General features: G+C 71.5%; 12 protein-coding genes. 5 read left to right on the top strand and 7 right to left on the bottom strand.

Annotated features, from left to right (window positions below; translation table 11 throughout):
* Window positions 1-49 precede the first annotated feature (49 nt).
* Window positions 50-982: a VOC family protein gene (locus QTI33_RS33790; RefSeq protein ID WP_286510967.1), complete on the top strand. Its 933-nt coding sequence runs from the start codon at window positions 50-52 to the stop codon at window positions 980-982.
* Complete coding sequence (locus tag QTI33_RS33785) at window positions 979-1893, top strand: c-type cytochrome (protein WP_286510966.1); 915 nt, start codon at window positions 979-981, stop codon at window positions 1891-1893. Before QTI33_RS33790 ends, QTI33_RS33785 begins: the two co-directional genes overlap by 4 nt.
* A gap of 6 nt (window positions 1894-1899) precedes the next feature.
* Here QTI33_RS33785 and QTI33_RS33780 read toward each other — a convergent pair whose 3' ends face one another.
* Together QTI33_RS33780 and QTI33_RS33775 are read right to left on the bottom strand one after the other, a co-directional pair.
* Window positions 1900-2871, bottom strand: a complete 972-nt coding sequence (locus QTI33_RS33780; RefSeq protein ID WP_286510965.1) for a tripartite tricarboxylate transporter substrate-binding protein — start codon at window positions 2869-2871, stop codon at window positions 1900-1902.
* A 36-nt stretch (window positions 2872-2907) separates the two neighbouring features.
* Window positions 2908-4110, bottom strand: coding sequence for a M20 aminoacylase family protein (locus tag QTI33_RS33775; RefSeq protein WP_286510964.1), 1203 nt, complete (start codon window positions 4108-4110; stop codon window positions 2908-2910).
* Between the two features lie 89 nt (window positions 4111-4199).
* Between QTI33_RS33775 and QTI33_RS33770 the strand changes: the two genes are divergently transcribed.
* The gene (locus tag QTI33_RS33770) at window positions 4200-4379 is read left to right on the top strand and encodes a hypothetical protein (RefSeq protein ID WP_286510963.1); all 180 of its coding nucleotides are present in this window, start codon (window positions 4200-4202) and stop codon (window positions 4377-4379) included.
* 118 nt (window positions 4380-4497) lie between these two features.
* On the opposite strand, the gene QTI33_RS33765 is transcribed toward QTI33_RS33770, so the two are convergent.
* From QTI33_RS33765 to QTI33_RS33755, 3 genes are all read right to left on the bottom strand, one after another.
* The gene (locus QTI33_RS33765; protein WP_286510962.1) at window positions 4498-6786 is read right to left on the bottom strand and encodes a helicase C-terminal domain-containing protein; all 2289 of its coding nucleotides are present in this window, start codon (window positions 6784-6786) and stop codon (window positions 4498-4500) included.
* A gap of 37 nt (window positions 6787-6823) precedes the next feature.
* The gene (locus tag QTI33_RS33760; protein ID WP_286510961.1) at window positions 6824-8122 is read right to left on the bottom strand and encodes an NRAMP family divalent metal transporter; all 1299 of its coding nucleotides are present in this window, start codon (window positions 8120-8122) and stop codon (window positions 6824-6826) included.
* A 183-nt stretch (window positions 8123-8305) separates the two neighbouring features.
* The gene (locus QTI33_RS33755; RefSeq protein ID WP_286510960.1) at window positions 8306-14956 is read right to left on the bottom strand and encodes an autotransporter-associated beta strand repeat-containing protein; all 6651 of its coding nucleotides are present in this window, start codon (window positions 14954-14956) and stop codon (window positions 8306-8308) included.
* Between the two features lie 398 nt (window positions 14957-15354).
* Here QTI33_RS33755 and QTI33_RS33750 point away from each other — a divergent pair, with 398 nt between their 5' ends.
* Window positions 15355-15834 (top strand): FKBP-type peptidyl-prolyl cis-trans isomerase, encoded by a 480-nt coding sequence (locus tag QTI33_RS33750; protein ID WP_286510959.1) that lies wholly within the window; start codon window positions 15355-15357, stop codon window positions 15832-15834.
* A 126-nt stretch (window positions 15835-15960) separates the two neighbouring features.
* Window positions 15961-17028, top strand: coding sequence for a pirin family protein (locus tag QTI33_RS33745; RefSeq protein WP_286510958.1), 1068 nt, complete (start codon window positions 15961-15963; stop codon window positions 17026-17028).
* Between the two features lie 6 nt (window positions 17029-17034).
* Here the strand turns inward: QTI33_RS33745 and QTI33_RS33740 are convergent, their stop codons facing one another.
* Window positions 17035-18018, bottom strand: coding sequence for a tripartite tricarboxylate transporter substrate binding protein (locus QTI33_RS33740; RefSeq protein ID WP_286510957.1), 984 nt, complete (start codon window positions 18016-18018; stop codon window positions 17035-17037).
* A gap of 13 nt (window positions 18019-18031) precedes the next feature.
* Window positions 18032-19453, bottom strand: a complete 1422-nt coding sequence (locus tag QTI33_RS33735) for a M20 family metallopeptidase (RefSeq protein ID WP_286510956.1) — start codon at window positions 19451-19453, stop codon at window positions 18032-18034.
* Window positions 19454-19528: the final 75 nt, after the last annotated feature.

Raw genomic sequence — 19528 nt, 5'->3', positions numbered from 1 at the left:
ACGCATTGACCATTTTTGATCGTTCCATCCATTCGAGAGAGAGTTTGCCATGCCTGCCGATCTCCGCCTTGGTTACCTGGTTTTCGAAGTGCGCCGCCCCGCGCGCTGGACCGCGTTCTGCGAACAGATGCTCGGGCTGCCCGCGCCGTCGACCAACGGCGACGGCAGCCTCGGCTGGCAGCTCGACGCGGCCTGCCAGCGGCTGATCGCGCACGAGGGGCCCGCCGACGACCTCGCGGCCATCGGCCTCGAATGCGCGAGCGACGAGGTGCTGGAGCGGCTGGTGCGCCGCCTGCAGGCCGCCGGGCAGCGCGTGGCGGCGGCCGAACCGGCGCTGCGCAGCGCCCGCCGGGTCCAGCGGATGCATCGCTGCGTCGACCCCTGCGGCAATGCGGTCGAACTGTTCACCGCGCCGGAAACCGCCGCCGCACCCTTTGCCTCGGCCGCCTTTCCCGAGGGCTTCCGCACCGGCGAGCTCGGGCTGGGCCACGCGGTGCTGGTGGCGCACGACCTGGCGGCGATGGAGGCCTTCTATGCCGGCCTGCTCGGCTTCGGCGTGACCGAGCGGCTGGCCACCCGGGTCGGGCCGATCGACATCCGCGGCACCTTCCTGCACTGCAACCGGCGCCATCACTCGCTGGCGCTGTTCGACATGCCGCTGGCCAAGCGCATCCACCATTTCATGCTGCAGGCCGAGCGGCTGTGCGACATCGGCGTGGCCTTCGAGCGGGCCCGGCGCCACCGGGTGCCGCTGAGCCTGGAGCTCGGCCAGCACCCCGATCCGGACGGCACCTTCTCCTTCTACGGCGTCACGCCCTCGGGCTTCGATTTCGAGATCGGCGCCGGCACCCGGACCATCGATCCGGTGGGTTGGCAGACCCACCACACCGACGTCACCAGCGCCTGGGGCCACAAGCCCAGGCTGCGCCTGCAGCTGAAGATGGCCGCGGGGCTGATCGCCCGCAAGATGGGGGTCGCATGACCGCCTCGCACACGGGCCGGCGCTGGCTGAAACGCATCCTGCTGGCGCTGGCGCTGCTGGTGGCGCTGGCCGCAGCGGCGCTGTTCGCCGGCGACCAGCTGGCGCGCCGGAAGATGGAGCGCAAGCTCGACATCCCGGTGAAGGGCGTGGCCTGGCGCGACGACGCCGCCGCGATCGAACGCGGCCGCTACCTGTTCGCCTCGCGCGGCTGCGTCGACTGCCATGGCGCCCACGGCGGCGGCAAGGTGTTCCTCGACGACGCCAAGGGCATGCGCATCGCCGGACCCAACATCAGCCCGGGCCCGGGCAGCGTGGTCGCCGGCTACACGCCGGCCGACTGGGAGCGCTCGATCCGCCACGGCGTCAACCCGGTGGGCCGGGCCCTGATGGTGATGCCGAGCGAGGACTACAACCGTTTCACCGACGAGGACCTGGCCGCGCTGGTCGCCCACCTGCGCCACATGCCGCCGGCGAGCGGCGGCGGTCCGGTGATCGAGCTGCCGCTGCCGGTGCGCGCCTTCTATGGTTTCGGCCTGATGCAGGATGCCGCCGCCAAGATCGACCACGGACGGCCGCCGGAGCCGCCGGTGCCCGAAGGCGTGAGCCTGAAGCACGGCGCCTACGTGGCCAACATGTGCCTGGGCTGCCATGGCGAGAAGCTCAATGGCGGCAAGATCCCCGGCGGGCCGCCCGACTGGCCCGCAGCGGCCAACCTGACGCCCGGCGAGGGCACGGCCATGGCGCGCTATGCCGACGCGGCCGCCTTCCAGCAGCTCTTCAAGAGCGGCGCGCGGCCCGATGGCACGCCGGTGCGGGTGATGCCCTTCGGATCGCTGCGCGAGATGAGCGACATCGACGTGCAGGCGCTCTACCTGTACCTGAAGAGCCTGCCGCCGAGCCCGCACGGCTAGGCCGGCTCAGTCGACCTTGGCGCCCGACGCCTTGACCACCGCGCCCATCGCGTCCCAGTCGGCGCGCAGCAGCTTCTGGAATTCTTCGGCGTTCTGGCTGCGCGGCTCGACGCCCAGGCGCTTGAAGCGCTCCAGGATCGCCGGATCGCCCAGCACCTTGTTGGTCGCCGCGTTGAGGCGCTCGACCTCGGCCTTGGGCGTGCCGGCCGGCGCGAGCAGGCCGATCCAGGAGTCGAAGGCATAGCCCGGCAGGCCGCTCTCCGCCACGGTGGGCAGCGTGGGCAGGAACTGGCTGCGCGCCTGGCCGGTGGAGGCCAGCAGTTTCATGCGGGGATCGTTCTGGAACCCCATCACGCCGACGCTGGACGAGATCACGGCCTGCACGCGCCCGGCCAGCACCTCGTTGACCGCCTCGCCGGTCGACTTGGTCGGGATGTGGGTCATCTCCAGGCCGGCCTTGGCCAGGAAGGAGGCCATCGCGAGGTGCGTGGCGCTGCCGTTGCCGGCCGAGGCGTAGTTGTACTTGCCGGGGTTGGCCTTGACCCGCTGGATGAATTCGGCGGTGTTCGCAACCCCGAGGTCGCTCGCCACCGCCAGCACGTAGCCGGCGTTGCCGAGGTTGGCGACGCCGACGAAGTCCTTCAGCGGCTCGTAGGGCAGCTTGCTGTAGAGGAAGCCGGCGATGTGGTGGCTGGCCGCCGCCAGCACCAGCGTGTTGCCGTCCGGGGGCGCCTTGGCCACCAGGGCCGCGCCGACCGTGCCGCCGGCGCCGGCGCGGTTCTCGACGATCACCGAGGCGTTGAGCGCCGCGCCCAGCTCGTTGTTGAAGGCACGCGCCACGGTGTCCTGCACGGCGCCGGTGCCGAAGGGCACGACGATGCGGATCACGCGCTGCTGCGCGCGGGCCGGCAGCGCGGCGCCCAATGCCAGCCAGGCGGCGGCCGCGGTCAGGGAACGACGGGTCAACGGATTCGACATCTGCTTGCTTTCTTGTCGTGGAAGGGAAGGTTGCGCTCAGCGGCCGCCGGCCGGGAGCCAGCGCTCCACCAGCTTCACGAAGTAGCTGGCGCCGATCGGGATGATCTGGTCGTTGAAGTCGAACGAGGTGTTGTGGATGATGCACGGGCCCGGGCCGTGGCCGTCGAGCCGGTGGTCGCCGTCGCCGTTGCCGAGGAAGGCATAGCAGCCGGGGCGCGCCATCAACATGTGGGCGAAATCCTCGGCCCCCATCACGGCCGGGAAGTCGTCGCTGACCATGTCGGCGCCGACCACCTCGCGCATCACCTCGGCGGCGAAGCGGGCCTCGGCCGGATGGTTGACGACCGGCGGCGAGGCGCGCACGAAACTCACCTCGGCCGTGCATTCGTGGGCCGCAGCGATGCCCTCGGCGACGGTGCGCAGGCGCGCCTCGATCAGGTCCAGCGCGGCGATCGAGAAGGTGCGCACCGTGCCGCCGACCGAGGCGACATCGGGGATCACGTTCGGCGCATCGGAGCCCTGCAGCTGCGTCACGGCGAGCAGGGCGCGCTCGGTGCTGGCGATGGTGCGCGGCACGATGGTGGCGAGCGCCTGCGCCAGCGCGACCACCGCACCGACCGGGTCGAGGCCGGTGTGCGGCATCGAGGCATGCGTGCCGCGGCCGCGCAGCGTGATCTTGTAGGTGTTGCTCGATGCCATCAGCGCGCCCTCGTTGAGCGCGAAGCGGCCGACGTCGCCGACCGGGAAGTTGTGCAGCGCGAACACCGCGTCGCACGGGAAGCGCTCGAACAGGCCGTCCTGGATCATCTTCTTCGCGCCGGCCTTGCCCATCTCCTCGGCCGGCTGGAAGATGAAATGCACGGTGCCGTCGAAGGCCGCGCCCTGCTGCGCCAGGTGCCAGGCGGCGGCCAGCAGCATCGTGGTGTGGCCGTCATGGCCGCAGGCGTGCATGCGCCCGGCATGGGTCGACTTGTGGGCGAATTCGTTGGCCTCGTGCAGCGGCAGGGCGTCCATGTCGGCGCGCAGGCCGATGGTCCGCGGGCCGTCGCCGCGGCGCAACACGCCGACCAGCCCGGTGCCGGCGATGCCGCGGTGCACCTCGATGCCCCATTCCTCGAGCAGGCTCGCCACCTTCTCGGAAGTGCGGTGCTCCTCGAAGCCGAGTTCGGGATGGGCGTGGATGTCGCGGCGGATGGCGACGAAGCGGGAGACGTCCGCAAAGGATTCGGCGAGCTTCATGGGGTTCTGGGTGTACGAGAAAACGATAGCAGCGCATTCTGACGCAGGCCGACTACGATGCGCGATACCGACCCCGATGGAGCCTTGCCATGAGCAACGAACTGCGCAACAAGCTGCACGAACTGCAGGAGCTGTCGACCCATGCCCCCGACGCGCCGACCCGCGCGATCATCGAGGCGCTGCGGCTGCAGACCGCGATCCTGAACGAGCGGCTCTTCCGCATCGAACTCCAGCTGAGCGAGGTCGCCAAGCGGACCGATGCCGCCTGAGGGCGCCGCCAGGCAAGCCTGCCGGGCCGGCTGTCGCGCGCCAACCGTGGGCAACAAGGCCGCGGCCGGGGCGCGCTTCGCCGACATCCTCTGCAGCGACGGCTGAGAACCTGAAGACTCAGCGGGCGCCGACGAACACCGGCTCCACCTGCCACCAGGCCGGCAGCAGCGCCCGGATCTCCTGCCGCGCGAAGCGGTCGTCCAGCAGGTAGAGCACACCGGCGTCGGTCTCGCTGCGGATCACGCGCCCGGCCGCCTGCACCACCTTCTGCAGGCCCGGATAGACGTAGGTGTAGGCATAGCCGTCGCCGAACAGCGCGTCCATGCGCTCGCGCATCACCTCGTTCGGCTCGTTGTGCTGCGGCAGGCCGAGGCTGGCGACGAAGGCCCCGACCAGGCGGTCGCCCGGCAGGTCGATGCCTTCGCCGAAGGCGCCGCCGAGCACGGCGAAGCCGACCCCTCGGCCGCCGGCGGCGAAGCGCGCCAGGAAGGCCTCGCGCTCGGCCTCGCGCATGCCGCGCGACTGGCGCCAGGCCGGGACGCCCGGGTGGCGCCGCTCGAAGGCCGCCGCGGCGTTGTCCAGGTAGTCGAAGCTGCTGAAGAAGGCCAGGTAGTTGCCCGGGCGGCGCGCGAACTGCGCCGCCACGATGTCGATCAGCGCGTCGAGCGAGCGGCCGCGGTCGCGAAAGCGGGTCGACAGGTCCATCGCCACCCGGACGTCGAGTTGCTCGCTGCGGAACGGCGAGCCCACGTCCAGGGTCGCCGTGTTCTCGGGCAGGCCCAGCGTGTCGCGGTAGAACGAGAAGGGCGCCAGCGTGCCCGAGAAGCAGGCCGCCGAGGCGGCATCGGCGAAGCGCGCCTGCAGGAAGGGCGCCGGCACCAGGTTGCGGATCGCCAGGGCGCGCGTGCCGCCGGTGCCCAGCGTCGCCTCGAAGACCGAATGCTTGGCGAAGCTGTCGGCCAGCCGGGCGAACTGCAGCAGGTCGAAGAAGCATTGCTGCAGCGCGCCCGGCGGCTCGTCGGGGCGGGCCGAGAAATGCTCGGCCATGAGCGAGACCGCTTCCTGCAAGGCCCGCGCAAAGCGCTCGGGAATCTGGTCGTGCGGCTGGTAGGGGGCGACCTGCTCGCGCTGCATCAGTTGCCATTCGCGCGCCAGGGCGCCCAGCGGCTTGCGCAGCGACGGCGGCGCCTTGGCGCGCACCGCTTCGAGCGCGTCGGCGTCGAGCTGCGCCGAGTACATGCCGCGCGCGCGGTCCAGCAGGTTGTGGGCTTCGTCGACCAGCAGGGCGACGCGCCATTCCTCGTCCTTGGCGAGCGCATGCAGGAAGGCGCTGCCGTCGAAGTAGTAGTTGTAGTCGCCGATGACCACGTCGCTCCAGCGCACCATTTCCTGGGCGAGGAAGTACGGGCAGACCTCATGGGCGAGCGCGATGCCGCGCAGCGCCTCGCGGTCGAGCCAGGCGGCGGCGATGGCTTCGCTGCGGGCCGCCGGCAGGCGATCGTAGAAGCCGCGCGCCAGCGGGCAGTCGTCACCGTTGCAGGCCCGCCCGGGGTACTCGCAGACCTTCTCGCGGGCCGCCAGTTCGAGCACCCGCAGCGGCGCCCGGGCGCGCTCGAGGGTCTGCAGGGCGCCGAGGGCGACCGCGCGGCCCGAGGTCTTGGCGGTCAGGAAGAAGATCTTGTCGAGCTGGCGCGCCGGCCGCGCCTTGAGCAGCGGAAACAGGGTGGCGATGGTCTTGCCGATGCCGGTCGGCGCCTGGGCCAGCAGCGGACGCGCCGAGACGGCCGAGCGGTAGACCGCCTCGGCCAGTTCGCGCTGGCCGGGGCGAAAGCCGCCGTGCGGAAAGGCCAGCGCCGCCAGCGCCGGATCGAGCGCCGCGCGGTGGGCCGACTCCTGCTCGGCCCAGGCCAGGTAACGCGCGCAGAGCGCCTCGAAGTGCTGCTGCAGGGCGGCCCGGGTCCAGCTTTCCTCCAGCACCGTTTCCTTTTCGGTGCCGAGGTCGAGGTAGACCAGTGCGACATCGAGCGCCGCCAGCGCATCGCGCTCGCACAGCATCCAGGCGTAGCTGCGGGCCTGGGCCCAGTGGAGCGCGCGGTGGTTGGCCTTGATGCGGGCGAAGTCGCCGCGAAAGGTCTTGATCTCCTCGACCCGCCGTCGCCGCGGGTCCCAGCCGTCGGCCCGTCCGCGCACCAGCAGCCGGCCGAAGCGGGCCGACAGGCCGACTTCGCTTTCATAGTCCAGGCTGCGGCGGGCCTGCACCAGCCGGTGGCCCGCCTGGCCTTCCTGGCCGCTCGGGGCCGGCACGAAACGCAGGTCGAGGTCGCCGGCCTTGGCGGCGAAGGCGCAGAGCGTGCGGACCGAGACCGCGAGCGGCGCGGCGGCGGAAGAGGAAGGGAGGGCGGCCATGGGGCTGGATGAATATACAGCGCCCGGCCGCACCCCGCTATGTGACCGAGACCACCCCCAGGGCCACCGATGCCGCCGCCATCGCCGCAGTCGCCAGCCAGCCGAGCAGCCGCCATTTGCGCGGCAGCACCATCGGGCCCATCACCTTGGGGCTCGACGCCGCGATCATCACCGCCACCATCACCGGCACCGAGATGACGGCGTTGATCACCGCCGCCCAGTACAGCGCCGAGATCGAATTCAGCCCCGACAGGCTGATGCCCACGCCCAGCAGCATCGCGGCCGCCAGGATGGCGTAGAAGCTGCGGCCGCGCGCCAGCGTCAGGTCGAGCCCCTTGCGCAGGTGAAAGTAGCTGGCGACCGCCTCGGCCGCCGATCCGGCGAGCACCGGCAGCGCCAGCATCCCGGTGCCCAGGACGCCGAGCGCGAACAGCCAGAAGGCGAACTCGCCGGCGATCGGCTTCAGCGCGGCGGCGGCCTGGGCGGTGGTCTCGATCTGGCTCTGGCCATGGGCATGCAGCGTGGCAGCGGCGGCGGTGATGATGAAGAAGGCGATCAGGTTCGAGAAACCCATGCCGACCGCGGTGTCCAGCCGCAGCCGGCGCAGCTGGGCGCGCGCCTGCGCCGGTGCGACGCGCAGCGGCTGGTCGTCGGCCACGCGGTGGATCTCCGCCACCTCCTGCGAGGCCTGCCAGAAGAAGAGGTACGGGCTGATCGTGGTGCCGAGGATCGCGACCACGGTGGTGACGTAGGCGCGGCTCCAGTGGAAGTCCGGCGCAAAGGTGCCGCGCAGCGCGGCGGCCCAGTCGACGTCGACCGCGAACACCACGCCGACGTAGGCGAACAGCGACAGCGTGAGCCACTTGAGCACGCGCACATAGCGCTCGTAGGGGAGGAAGACCTGCAGCAGCAAGGACACGATGCCGAAGCCGACGGCATACCAGGCCGGCCGGCCCGGCAGCACCAGCGCCGCCGAGTCGCCCATGGCACCGAGGTCGGCGCCGAGGTTGATGACGTTGGCGACCAGCAGCAGCAGCACCAGCGACGCCACCATCCAGCGCGGACAGAAGCGCGCAAAGGTCTCGGTGAGGTTCCGGCCGGTGACGCGGCCGATGCGGGCGCTGGCCAGCTGGATGCCCATCATCAGCGGATAGGTCAGCAGCAGGGTCCAGCCGACACCGTAGCCAAGCTGCGCGCCAGCCTGCGTATAGGTAGCGATGCCGCTCGGGTCGTCGTCCGCGGCGCCCGTGATCAGGCCCGGGCCCAGCTTGGACCACCAGCGCTGTTCAGCGGCCTTGGCGGGCGGCGGGACCGCGGGCAGCGAGGGAATGCTCATGGCTGGCGCTCCGTGAGGACAGGGTGCGACAGCATCGCCGCGCCCGCCGGCGAGACGCATCGGCGCGCACCCCCGCGCGCTGTGGGACGGCATCGGTTCCGCGAAATGGACAAGGCCGGCGCAGCCCCAAAGCTGTCGCCGGCCCGCGTGTGCCTGGCCGCGCCCTGGCGCGCCAGCGCTACATCAGAACTTCCACAGCAGGCTGGCTTTGACGCCGTTGTCGGTCACGCCGTTGCCAGCCTGGCCCAGGTAGGAGACGCCCAGCGTCAGGTCCTTGCGCAGCGAGAAGTCGACACCGGCCTCGACCACCGCGGCATCCTTGGCGATCGGCACGCCGGCGACGACGAAGGTGGACTGCGACGCCAGCGCCATCGAGGCGTACTGGCTGGTGCTGCCGATGGCGTGGCGCCAGCCCAGCATGCCGCGCAGCGTCATCTTCGCGCCGCCGAGTTCGACGTCGGTGGTGGCGCGCACGCCCAGCGTGCTGTAGCCGATGTCGGTGCTGTCGCCCGCTGCGTGCAGTGCCGCGAAGCCGCCGCGCTCGGTGAAGTCGTCGGTGTGCAGGTTGACGTAGGCGAGGCCGGCGAAGGGCTCCACCACGGCCGCGCCGGCATCGATGCGCCAGCCCAGTTCGCCGAACAGCTGCGCCGTCTGCGCCTTGTAGCTGGCGGTCGGCAGGTCGGCGAAACTGCCGAACACCACCCCGCGCCGGGTGTCGATGCTGCTGTCGCTGTAGCTCGCGCCGAGACGCAGGCCCAGGGGACCCCACTGGCGGCCGCCATAGACGCCCAGGTGCCAGCTGTCGCTGCTGGCCGACGAGGCGCGGGCGTCGAGGTCGGTGCTGCCGCTGCTGTAGCCGCCCATCGCGCCGACGCGCCAGTCGTCGCCGACCCGCGTGTCGCCGCCGATCAGCAGTCCGCTGGTCGAGCCGTCGATCTTCGATGCGTTGCCGTCGCCGCGGATGTCGCCCCGGGCGCCGAAGGCATAGGCCCAGACGCCGTCCTTCGCGGCGGTGTCGGTGCCGGTGGCGACGCCGCCGAGCGAGCGCCGGGCATGGTCGAGGCCGGCGTCGCGCACGTAGCGGCTGTCCTCGATGGCCATCGACTTGAGCGAGGCATGCAGTTCGCCGCCGAGCTGCGCGAACGCGGTGCGGGCCGTGACGGCATCGAGCTTCACCACCGCGTTGTAGAGCGCGCCGGAGCCCGAGGCGTCGACCGCGCCGCCGGCCTGGCTCTCGTTCGGCGTGCTGCCGACCGATTCGAAGCTGGTGTCGTTGCGCTTCAGGCTCAGCACCACGTTCTGCGCGCTGTAGCTGAGCGTCGGATCGAGGAAGGCGAAGTTGGTCGTGATGCCGCCGAAGTTGCCGGTCACGCCGGTGCCGGCGTTGAGGATGGTGTAGGTGGTGGTCGGATTCCAGTTGCCGTCGGCCAGCACCGCCAGCGCCCCGCCCTGCAGGTGGATCGCGCCGGTGGCGCGGATCAGGTCGCTGCGGCCGTCGACGGCGGCTTCGACCTGGTAGGTCGAGCCCGCCGCCAGCGTGAGGTCGCCGGCCACGTGCAGGGTGCCGATCGAATTGCCCGGCGCCACGGTCGCGCCCGACTGGATCACGGTCGTGCCGACCGTGCCGTTGCCCTTCAGCGTGGTGCCGCTGGCCATCGTCAGCGCGCCGCCGAGCGAGCCGTTGACCGCCAGCGTGCCGGTCTTGACCAGCGTGCTGCCGGTGAAGGCGCTGCTGTCGCCGGTCAGGTCGAGGGCGCCGGCGCCGCTCTTGGTGAAGCTGCCGTTGCCGGAGATCGCGTTGGCGAAGGTGGCATCGGTGGCCTGCTGGATCTCGAGCGCCGCGTTGTCGACGATCGCGCCGGTGCCGAAGCTGCCGGCGCTGCCGACCAGCTTGCCGGCCGAGATCAGGGTGCCGCCGCCGTAGCTGTTGGTGGCGGCGAGGGTGGTCGTGCCGCCGCCGAGCTGGCTCACGCCGCCGCTGCCGCTGATCGTGCCGGCGAAGTCCACGGCGTCGCTGCGGTTGAAAGCCAGTGTGCCGTTGTTGGTCACGTCGCCGGTGATCGAGCCGCTGGCGCCGCCGTTGCCGAGCTGCAGCGTGCCGGCCGTGATCACGGTGCCGCCGGTGTAGGTGTTGGCGGCGGTGAGCGTGGTGGTGCCGGTGCCCAGCTGCTGCACGCCGCCGCTGCCCGAGATGACACCGGCGAAGGTCGCGGCATCGCTGCGGTTGAAGGCCAGCGTGCCTTCATTGGCGACGTCGCCGAGGATCGAGCCGCTGCTGCCGCCGTTGCCGAGCTGCAGCGTGCCGCCCGAGATCAGCGTGCCGCCGCCGTAGCTGTTGGCGCCGGTAAGCACCAGCGTGCCCGAGTCCGTCTTCTCGAGCTTGGCCGCGCCCGCGAGCACGGTGCCGACCGTGGCAGTGACCGGCGTCGCGCTGCCGTCGCCGACACGGATGATCGCCTGCGTGCCGTCCAGCTGGACCGGGCCGCCCTGGAGCACATAGCCATCGGTGGCGAACTGCATGCCGGTGACGGCGATCGCGCCTTGCGTGGTGTCGACCGTGACCGTGCCCGGCGTCGCCTGGAACACCGCGAAACCGGGTTGCGGCGACATCGGGGCATTGAGGCTGCCGTCCTGGTTGGCCCAGTTGCCGGAGGTCGCCGTCCATGTGCCCGTGCCGCCGTCGACGGCGCCGTTGTTGAGGTGGGCCGCGCCGCCGGCGTCCCAGAAGTGCAGCGTCTGGCCGGTCGTGTTGACCAGGTTGACTTGCTGCGCGACGGCGGTCTGGACCGACAGCGAGGTGCCGCTCGGCGTGCTGCCGACCAGCAGACCGTTGTCGGTCAGCGCGCCGGTGTAGTTCATCAACCGGTAGATGCCGGGACCGAAGCCGCCGAAGTCGGTGACGTTGACCTGGCCGTCGAGGGTGAGGGCGCCATTGACCTGGAACAGCGCGCTGCTGCTCGGCGCGCCGAGCGCCACATTGACGTTCGCGCTGCTGCCCAGCGTCAGCGCGCCGGTGGTCAGCGTCTGACCGCTGCGGCCTTGCAGCGTGCCGCCGTTGGCCACCGTCACGGTGCCCGCGATCGAGCCGCTGCCGGCCAGCGTGGCACCGCTCGCGACGCCGACGGCGGTGTTGCCGAGCGCGCCGTCGACCTGCAGGGTGCCGGCCGTGACGGTGGTGGCGCCGGTGTAGGTGCTGGTGCCGGTCAGCACGGTCGTGCCGCCACCGCTCTGGGTCAGCGTACCGGCACCCGAGATCACGCCGCCGTAGGTGAGCGTGTTGGAGCGATTGATGACCAGCGTGCCGGTGTTGGCGACGTTGCCGGTGATCGCGCCGGTGGCGCCGCCGTTGCCGACCTGCAGCGTGCCGGCCGAGATCGTGGTCGTGCCCGTGTAGGTGTTGTTGCCGGTCAGCACGGTGGTGCCGGTGCCGGTCTTGGCGACGGTGCCGGTGCCCGAGATCACGCCCGCGATCGGCGCCGCCGTGTTGTTGAAGACCAGCGCCGCGTTGTCCGTCACGTTGCCGGCGAGCGTGCCGGCGGTGGTGGCGTTGCCGATCTGCAGCGTGCCGGTCGTGATGGTCGTGCCGCCGCTGTGGGTGTCGGTGCCCGCCAGCACCAGCGTGCCGGTGCCGGCCTTGGTCAGGCTGCCGCTGCCGGAGAGGGCGCCGCCCAGCGTCAGCGTGTTCGCGTTGGTGTTGACCGTGCCGCCGCCGGCGTTCAGCGTCACCGCGCGGCTCGACGTGAAGCCCCCGGTGGTGCTCAGGGTGCCGCCGTTGAAGGTGATGCCACCGGTGGCGTTGCCGAGGTTGCCGTTGCTCGCCACCGACAAGGTGCCGGCCGAGATGGTGGTGCCGCCGCTGTAGCTGTTGGCGCCGCTCAGCGTGGTCGTGCCGGTGCCGATCTGGCTCACGCCGCCGGTGCCGGAAATCACCTTGCTGAAGGTGACGTTGTCGCTTCGGTTGAAGGCCAGCGTGCCGTTGTTCACCAGGGCACCCGACCCGGTGATCGCGCCAGTGGCGCCGCCGTTTCCGATCTGCAGGGTGCCGGAAGCGATCGTCGTCGCGCCGTTGTAGGTGTTGGTGCCGGTCAGCACGGTCGTGCCGGTGCCGTTCTGGGTCACCGTGCCGGCACCCGAGATCACGCCGCCGTAGGTGAGCGTGTTGGAGCGATTGAAGACCAGCGCGCCGGTGTTGGTGACATTGCCGGTGATCGCGCCGGTGGCGCCGCCATTGCCGACCTGCAGCGTGCCGGCCGAGATCGTGGTCGTGCCCATGTAGGTGTTGTTGCCCGTCAGCACGGTGGTGCCGCTGCCGGTCTTGGCGACGGTGCCGCTGCCCGAGATCACGCCCGCGATCGGCGCCGCCGTGTTGGCCAAGACCAGCGCCGCGTTGTCCGTCACGTCGCCGGCCAGCGTGCCGGCCGTGGTGGCGTTGCCGATCTGCAGGGTGCCTGTCGTGATGGTCGTGCCGCCGCTGTGGGTGTCGGTGCCGGCCAGCACCAGCGTGCCGCTGCCGGCCTTGGTCAGGCGGCCGCTGCCGGAGAGGGTGCCGTTCAGCGTCAGCGTGTTCGCGTTGGTGTTGACCGTGCCGCCGCCGGCGTTCAGCGTCACCGCGCGGCTCGACGTGAAGCCCGTGGTGGTGCTCAGGGTGCCGCCATTGAAGGTGATGCCGCCGGCGATGTTGCCGAGGTTGCCGTTGTTCGCCACCGACAAGGTGCCGGCCGAGATCGTGGTGCCGCCACCGTAGGTGTTGGCGCCGCTGAGCGTGGTCGTGCCGGTGCCGATCTGGCTCACGCCGCCGCTGCCGGAAATCACGTTGCTGAAGGTCAAATTGTTGCTGCGGTTGAAGGCGAGCGTGCCGTTGTTCGTCACGGGGCTCGAAGCGCTGATCGCGCCGCTGGTGCCGCCGCTCGGGCCGGTGCCGAGCTGCAGCGTGCTGCCGGACGCGATCGTCGTGGCGCCGGTGTAGGTGTTGGTGCCGGTCAGCACGGTCGTGCCGGTGCCGTTCTGGGTCACCGTGCCGGCACCCGAGATGACGCCGCCGTAGGTGAGCGTGTTGGAGCGATTGAAGACCAGCGCGCCGGTATTGGTGACATTGCCGGTGATCGCGCCGGTGACGCCGCCATTGCCGACCTGCAGCGTGCCGGCCGAGATCGTCGTCGCGCCCGTGTAGCTGTTGTTGCCCGTCAGCACGGTCGTGCCGCTGCCGGTCTTGGTCACGGTGCCGCTGCCCGAGATCACGCCCGCGATCGGCGCCGCCGTGTTGGCCAAGACCAGCGCGGCGTTGTCCGTCACGTCGCCGGCCAGCGTGCCGGCCGTGGTGGTGTTGCCCACCTGCAGCGTGCCGGTCGTGATGGTCGTGCCGCCGCTGTGGGTGTCGGTGCCGGCCAGCACTAGCGTGCCGCTGCCGGCCTTGGTCAGGCGGGTGCTGCCGGTGATGGCGCCGCCCAGCGTCAGGGTCGTGGCGGCGTCCGTGTTGAACGTGCCGCCGCCCGTGCCGAGGTTGACCGCGCGGTTCGACGTCACATTGGCGGTCGTCCGCAGCGTGCCGCCCGCCAAGGTCAGGCTGCCCGCGGTGGCGCCCAGGCTTGCGTCCGAAGCGATCGCCAGGGTGCCGGCCTGGATCGTCCAGGGCGTGAGCGCCGTCGTCGTGCCGGTCAGGGTCCAGGTGCTGGTGCCCGTCTTCTGGAAGGCCGCGAAATTGCGGTACTGGGCGGTGTTGCCGATCTGGCTGGCGTCGAAGCTGCTGCTCGTGTTGCCGCCCAGGACCAGGCTGTCGCTGCCGCCTGCGGTCGCGACGACATTGCCCGTGATGGTGGAACCGGACAGGAGTGTCAGCGTGTTGCCGATGCCTGAGAACTGGATCGCATCGGCGCGGACCCCGGCCGCGCCGGCGCCCGTCCCCGCCAGGCCGCCCGTGATCGTCCCGCTGTTGATGATCGTCGCGCCGCCATTCGCCTTGATCGCGACGCCGCCCGCACCGGCCAGGCCGAGGCTTCCGCCGGTCTGGGTGAACAACCCACCGGCGCCGCCGGCACCACCGGCGATGGTCCCGGCGTTGGTGAGCGTGCCTCCGCCCGTCACCTGGACGCCGGTGCCGCCGTCGCCGCCGGCGCCGCCGGAACCCACAGCGGTCGCACCGCCCGCGCCACCGGCTCCGCCTCGCACCGCCCGGCTCGCGTTGACGGTGACGTTGCCGCCGCTGGTCGTCAGCAGGCCCGCCCCGCCCTGGCCGCCGCCGCCGCCGCCGCCCCAGCCCCAGTCCCCGCCGGAACCCATCGCTCCGGCAGCGCCGCCCGCACCGCCCACGCCACCGGTCAGCGTGTTGTTGACGGTCAGCGTGCCGGTCCCGGAGAAGACCACGCCCGCCCCACCGCCGCCGCCGCCGCCACCGCCGCCGTCGATGTAGCCAAGCACCGCGGTCGTCGCCGCGCCACCCGCGCCGCCGGTGGCGCCGGTGGTGCCAGTGGCGACCGTGGAACTGGCGCTGGTGATGCGGGAAGCCGCGGCCACCACGCCGCCGGCGCCGCCGGAAGCCACCGGCGTGTTGCCGCCGCCGTTGCCGCCCGCAGCCCCATTACCCGCGGTGGCGCCGGTCGTCAGCATCGCCCCACCGCCGCCGCCGCCGCCTACCGTGTAGGTCCTGCCGTTGTCCACGACCGGCCCGGTGACGCCGATGGCGCCCGTCGGCTGCGCCAGCGTCCCGCCGGCACCGCCGGCAGCGCGGGTACCGCCGACGTTGGTGTAGCTCGCCCCGCCAGCCCCTCCGTCCGCCCAGACGCTGCCCGGCGCCATCGACGCGATCGCCAGCGCGCAAATCGAAGCGAGCGCTGACATGCGCGGCATCGGCGACTCCACGGTCGACACGGCATCGCGCCCTCCGTGAGATCCGGTGGCAACCTCGGACACGGCCTGGCACACGCCCTTGCTGCGGTTGAAGACGACGCGGTGGACACAATTCATTGGAAGTCTCGAGAAATGTTAACTAAAGATACATATTGTTAGAGATTTGGTGCTGAGATGTAACTACTTTCGGCTATACCCGAGCTCCATTAATGAGAAATAAGTTTGCAATCCGGCCGTTGGGCGAACGATGTGGCGGGCGGAAATCGGTTCTCGATCGGTCGGACCGGCGGACGGCTATCTGCCGCGCGGGAAGCGTGCGGGCGCTGCGCGCCCGTAGACTTGCAACCCCGGACCGGCCTTGCCGGGACGCCACCCATTTGCAAGACACCATGAAAGTCACCGCCAACACCGCCGTCACCCTCCGCTACAAGGTGAGCGACGCCCTCACCCACAAGCTCATCGACGAGGGCCGCGACCCGATGGTCTATTTGCATGGCGGCTACGAGAACACCTTCCCCAGGATCGAGGCGGCGCTCGACGGCCAGGAGGTCGGCTTCCAGACCACCCTGAACCTGCAGCCCGAGGACGCCTTCGGCGCCCGCGACGAGTCGCTGGTGCGCACCATCCCCAAGAGCGAGTTCCCGCCCGGCGTCAAGGTCGGCGGCCAGTTGGAAGGACGCAACGACCGGGGCGAGCCGCAGCACTTCACCGTCATGAAGATCAAGGGCCCCCAGGTGATCCTCGACGGCAACCACCCGCTCGCCGGCAAGGCGCTGAAGTTCAGCCTGACCGTGACCGGGGTGCGCGCCGCGACCGACGAAGAAATCGCCCACCGCCACGTCCACGGCGAGCACGGCCACCATCACTGAGCGCGGCCCCGGGGCGGGCGTTCCAACGGCGATGCCACTGCGTTCCATGGCCGGGGCTTTCACGGCCCGGCGCCGGCCCCATCTGCCGTGGACACGCCCCATCGCCAGCCCCACGAAAGCGCCACCATGACCACCGCCGCCAGCCCCATCGTCCAGATCCAAGCCCTCGGCTTCCCCTGGGCGACGATCGACCCCTTCCTGTTCTGCGCCTACCACGACGACGCCTACCCGCGGGCCAACCCGCAGATGGGCCCGGACGCGCCGCTGGCCGGCCGCGACCTGGGCCAGGACTTCAGCCGCAAGGACGGCTGGAGCATGTACCACGGCGATCCCGTGCCCGGCTTCCCGGGGCACCCGCACCGCGGCTTCGAGACCGTGACCATCGTTCGCAAGGGCCTGGTCGATCACTCGGATTCGCTGGGCGCCACCGCCCGCTTCGGCGGCGGCGACGTCCAGTGGCTGACGGCCGGCAAGGGCATCGTGCATTCGGAGATGTTCCCCCTGCTGAAGGCCGACGCCGCCAACCCGCTGGAGCTGTTCCAGATCTGGCTGAACCTGCCGGCGCGCAGCAAGATGGCCGAGCCGCACTTCACGATGTTCTGGGCCGAGGACATCCCGAACTTCACCGCCACCGATGCCGAAGGCCGCAAGACCGAGGTCGCGAGCATCGCGGGCCGGATCGCGCCGATCGACGGCGAGCCGGGTGCCGGCGGCCCGCTGGCGCCGCCGCCGGATTCCTGGGCCGCCCGCGCCGATGCGGACGTGGCGATCTGGACCCTGCGCATGGAGCCCCATGCGCGCTGGACGCTGCCGGCGGCCAGCGGCGAGGGCACGCGCCGCAGCCTCTACTTCTTCAAGGGCCGCTCGGTCGCGGTCGCCGGCCAGGCGGTCGACGGCCACGCGGCGATCGAGCTGCGCGCCGACGCTGCGGTCGAACTGGTCAACGGCGAGGAGGTCAGCGAGTTCCTGGTGCTGCAGGGCCGCCCGATCGGCGAACCGGTGGCGCAGTACGGCCCCTTCGTGATGAACACGCAGGCCGAGATCGCGCAGACCATGGCCGACTACCGCCGCACCCAGTTCGGCGGCTGGCCCTGGCCCGATGAGGCGCCGGTGCATGGCCGCGATCCGGCCCGCTTCGCGCGCCACCCGGGTGGGCGCGAAGAAAGGCCGCAGAACCAGGCCGCGGGCCGCTAGTCAGCTCTATTCCGGCGCGATCCCGGCGCGGTGCGCCAGCGCCCGGTAGCGCGCGATCTCGTTTTCCATCTGGCTGCGGAAGGCCGCCGCGCCGATCACCACCGGCTCCATGCCCTGCGCGCGCAGCTGGGCCTGGACGGCGGGATCGGCCATCGTCGCACCGACGTCGCGCACCAGCCGGTCGATCACGGGCTGCGGCGTACGGGCCGGCGCGGCGAAGCCGTACCAGGCATCGAAGGTGGCTTCGGGCAGCTTCAACTCGGCCAGGGTCGGCACCTCGGGCAGCAGGCTCGAGCGCGTGGCGCCCACGATGCCGAGCGCCCGCAGTTTGCCCGAGCGCACATGCGGTGCGACCGAAGCCACGGTGTCGATGCCCATCTCGATTTCGCCGCCGATCAGGGCGATGGCGCCCTGGCTGCTGCCCTTGTACGGCACGTCCTGCAGCTGCACGCCGGCCGCCAACGCGAGCAGCTCGCCGGCCAGGTGCGGGCCGGAGCCGCTGCCGAAGGTCGCATAGCGGATGCCCTTGGGCCTGGCCTTGGCCGCGGCGACCAGTTCGGCCACGGAGTGCCACGGTGCACTGCCGTTGACCACCAGCACCAGCGGCGTGCGCGCCACGATCGCGATCGGTGCCAGGTCGCGCACCGGGTCGTGGGGCATCGCGCGCAGGGCCGCATTGACGCTGTAGCTGGTCGAACCCGACAGCAGCAGCGTGTAGCCGTCGGGCGCGGCCTTGGCCACCGCGTCGGTGCCGATGATGGTCGAGGCGCCGGGCTTGTTGTCGATCACCACCGGCTGCTTCAGCCGTTCCGCGAGCTTCTGGCCCATGGCCCGCGCCACCAGGTCGGTGCCACCGCCGGGCGGGAAGGGAACCACCAGCTTCACGGGCTTGGCCGGCCAGGCGTCCTGGGCCCAGCCGGGCAAGGCGAGGGTGGTGGCGGCGGCCAGGGCGAACGCGGTCAGGCCGCGGCGGGAGAGGGTCGGGGTCATGGGTGATCGTGGCTCAACGTGAAGAAAGGGAAGTCGAAGGCAGCGCACCGGCCTGCCAGGGCGCGTCGGTGCCGAGGTCCCAGTACAGGCCGGCCATGAGCTGCAGGCCCTCGCGGGCCAGCGGCGCCAGCAGGTGTTCGTTGGGCGCGTGCTGCGCGCAGGCCGGGTAGGAATGCGGCACCCACAAGGTCGCCAGCCCCAGCAGGCCGGCGAACACGTCGTTCGGCAGCGAGCCCGCCAGGTTCGGCAACAGGTCGGCGCGCTGGCCGCAGCTGTCGGCGATCGAGCGCTGGGCCCAGTCGACCCACGGGTTCTCGACATCGAGCCGGGTCGCGGCGCCGGCCAGCGTGACCGCGACCTCGACCTGCCCGAAGCCGCGCGCATCCAGATGCGCCCGCACGATCTGCGCGAGCTCCTGCCACGGCGTGCCGACCACGAAGCGCAACTGGCAGTGCGCCACCGCCTCGCCCGGGATCGCGTTGACCGGCCGTTCGGCCGAGCCGGCACCGAGCGCCAGCACCTCGATCGTGTTCCACGCCATCAGCCGCTCGGCCGCATTCAGTCCCGGCTCGCCCCAGCCCGCATCGAGGGCCGGATCCTCGGCGCCGCCGCCGATGGCGATGCCCGCCAGCGCCGCGCGCACCGAGGCCGGGATCGGCGGTGGCCGCAGCGCTTCGACCAGGATGCGGCCGTGCGCGTCGGCCAGCGAGGCCACCGCATGGCTCAGCACGGTCGCCGGATTGGCCAGCACGCCGCCCCAGTTGCCCGAGTGGTAGCCGCGCGGCCGGGCGCGCACGCGCAGGCTGAAGTTGACCGCGCCGCGCGAGCCCAGGAACAGCGTCGGCCGGTCCGCGCTCACGCGCGGCCCGTCGCAGGCGATCAGCAGGTCTGCGCGCAGCTTCTCGCGCTGCTGCGCGCAGACTGCCTGCAGCCCAGGCGAGGCGGCTTCCTCGCCCATCTCGATCAGCCAGGTCACGTTGTAGCCCAGCCGCCCGCCGCGGGCGCGCAGCACAGCGGCGAGCCCGCCGAGGTTGACCGTGTGCTGGCCCTTGTTGTCGGCCGTGCCGCGGCCGTACCAGCGGTCGCCGCGAACGGTCAGCGACCAGGGTGTCAGCCCTTCGGCCCAGTGCGCGTCCTGCCCGCTCACGACGTCGCCGTGGCCGTAGCTCAGCACCGTGGGCAGCCCCGCGTCCTCGATCCGGCGGGCGATCAGGAACGGGCCGCCGCCGACGACCGGATTGGCGATCAGCTCGCAATCGAAGCCGAGCGCTTCGAGCGGCGGCACCAGTTCGTCGCGCAGGTAGGCTTCGAGCGCCGGCGTGGCGGCGCCGGTGTCGCTCTCGGTGCGAAAGGCGATGCGCCGCTGCAGATCGGCGAAGAATCCGCCGTCGTCGAAGTATTCGGCCGCGGAGGCGAGGGCGTCGGTGCGTGTCATGTTGCTTGCGTTTCGTGGACGTGCTGCAAGTACAAGGCCTGAAGCGCTTTGCTTCCATCATCGTTTTGGCACACT

This window comes from Variovorax davisae (assembly GCF_030316845.1).
Lineage (GTDB): Bacteria > Pseudomonadota > Gammaproteobacteria > Burkholderiales > Burkholderiaceae_C > Variovorax > Variovorax davisae.
Note: the sequence above shows the minus strand (reverse complement) of the source record. Positions and strands in the feature narration are given on the sequence as shown.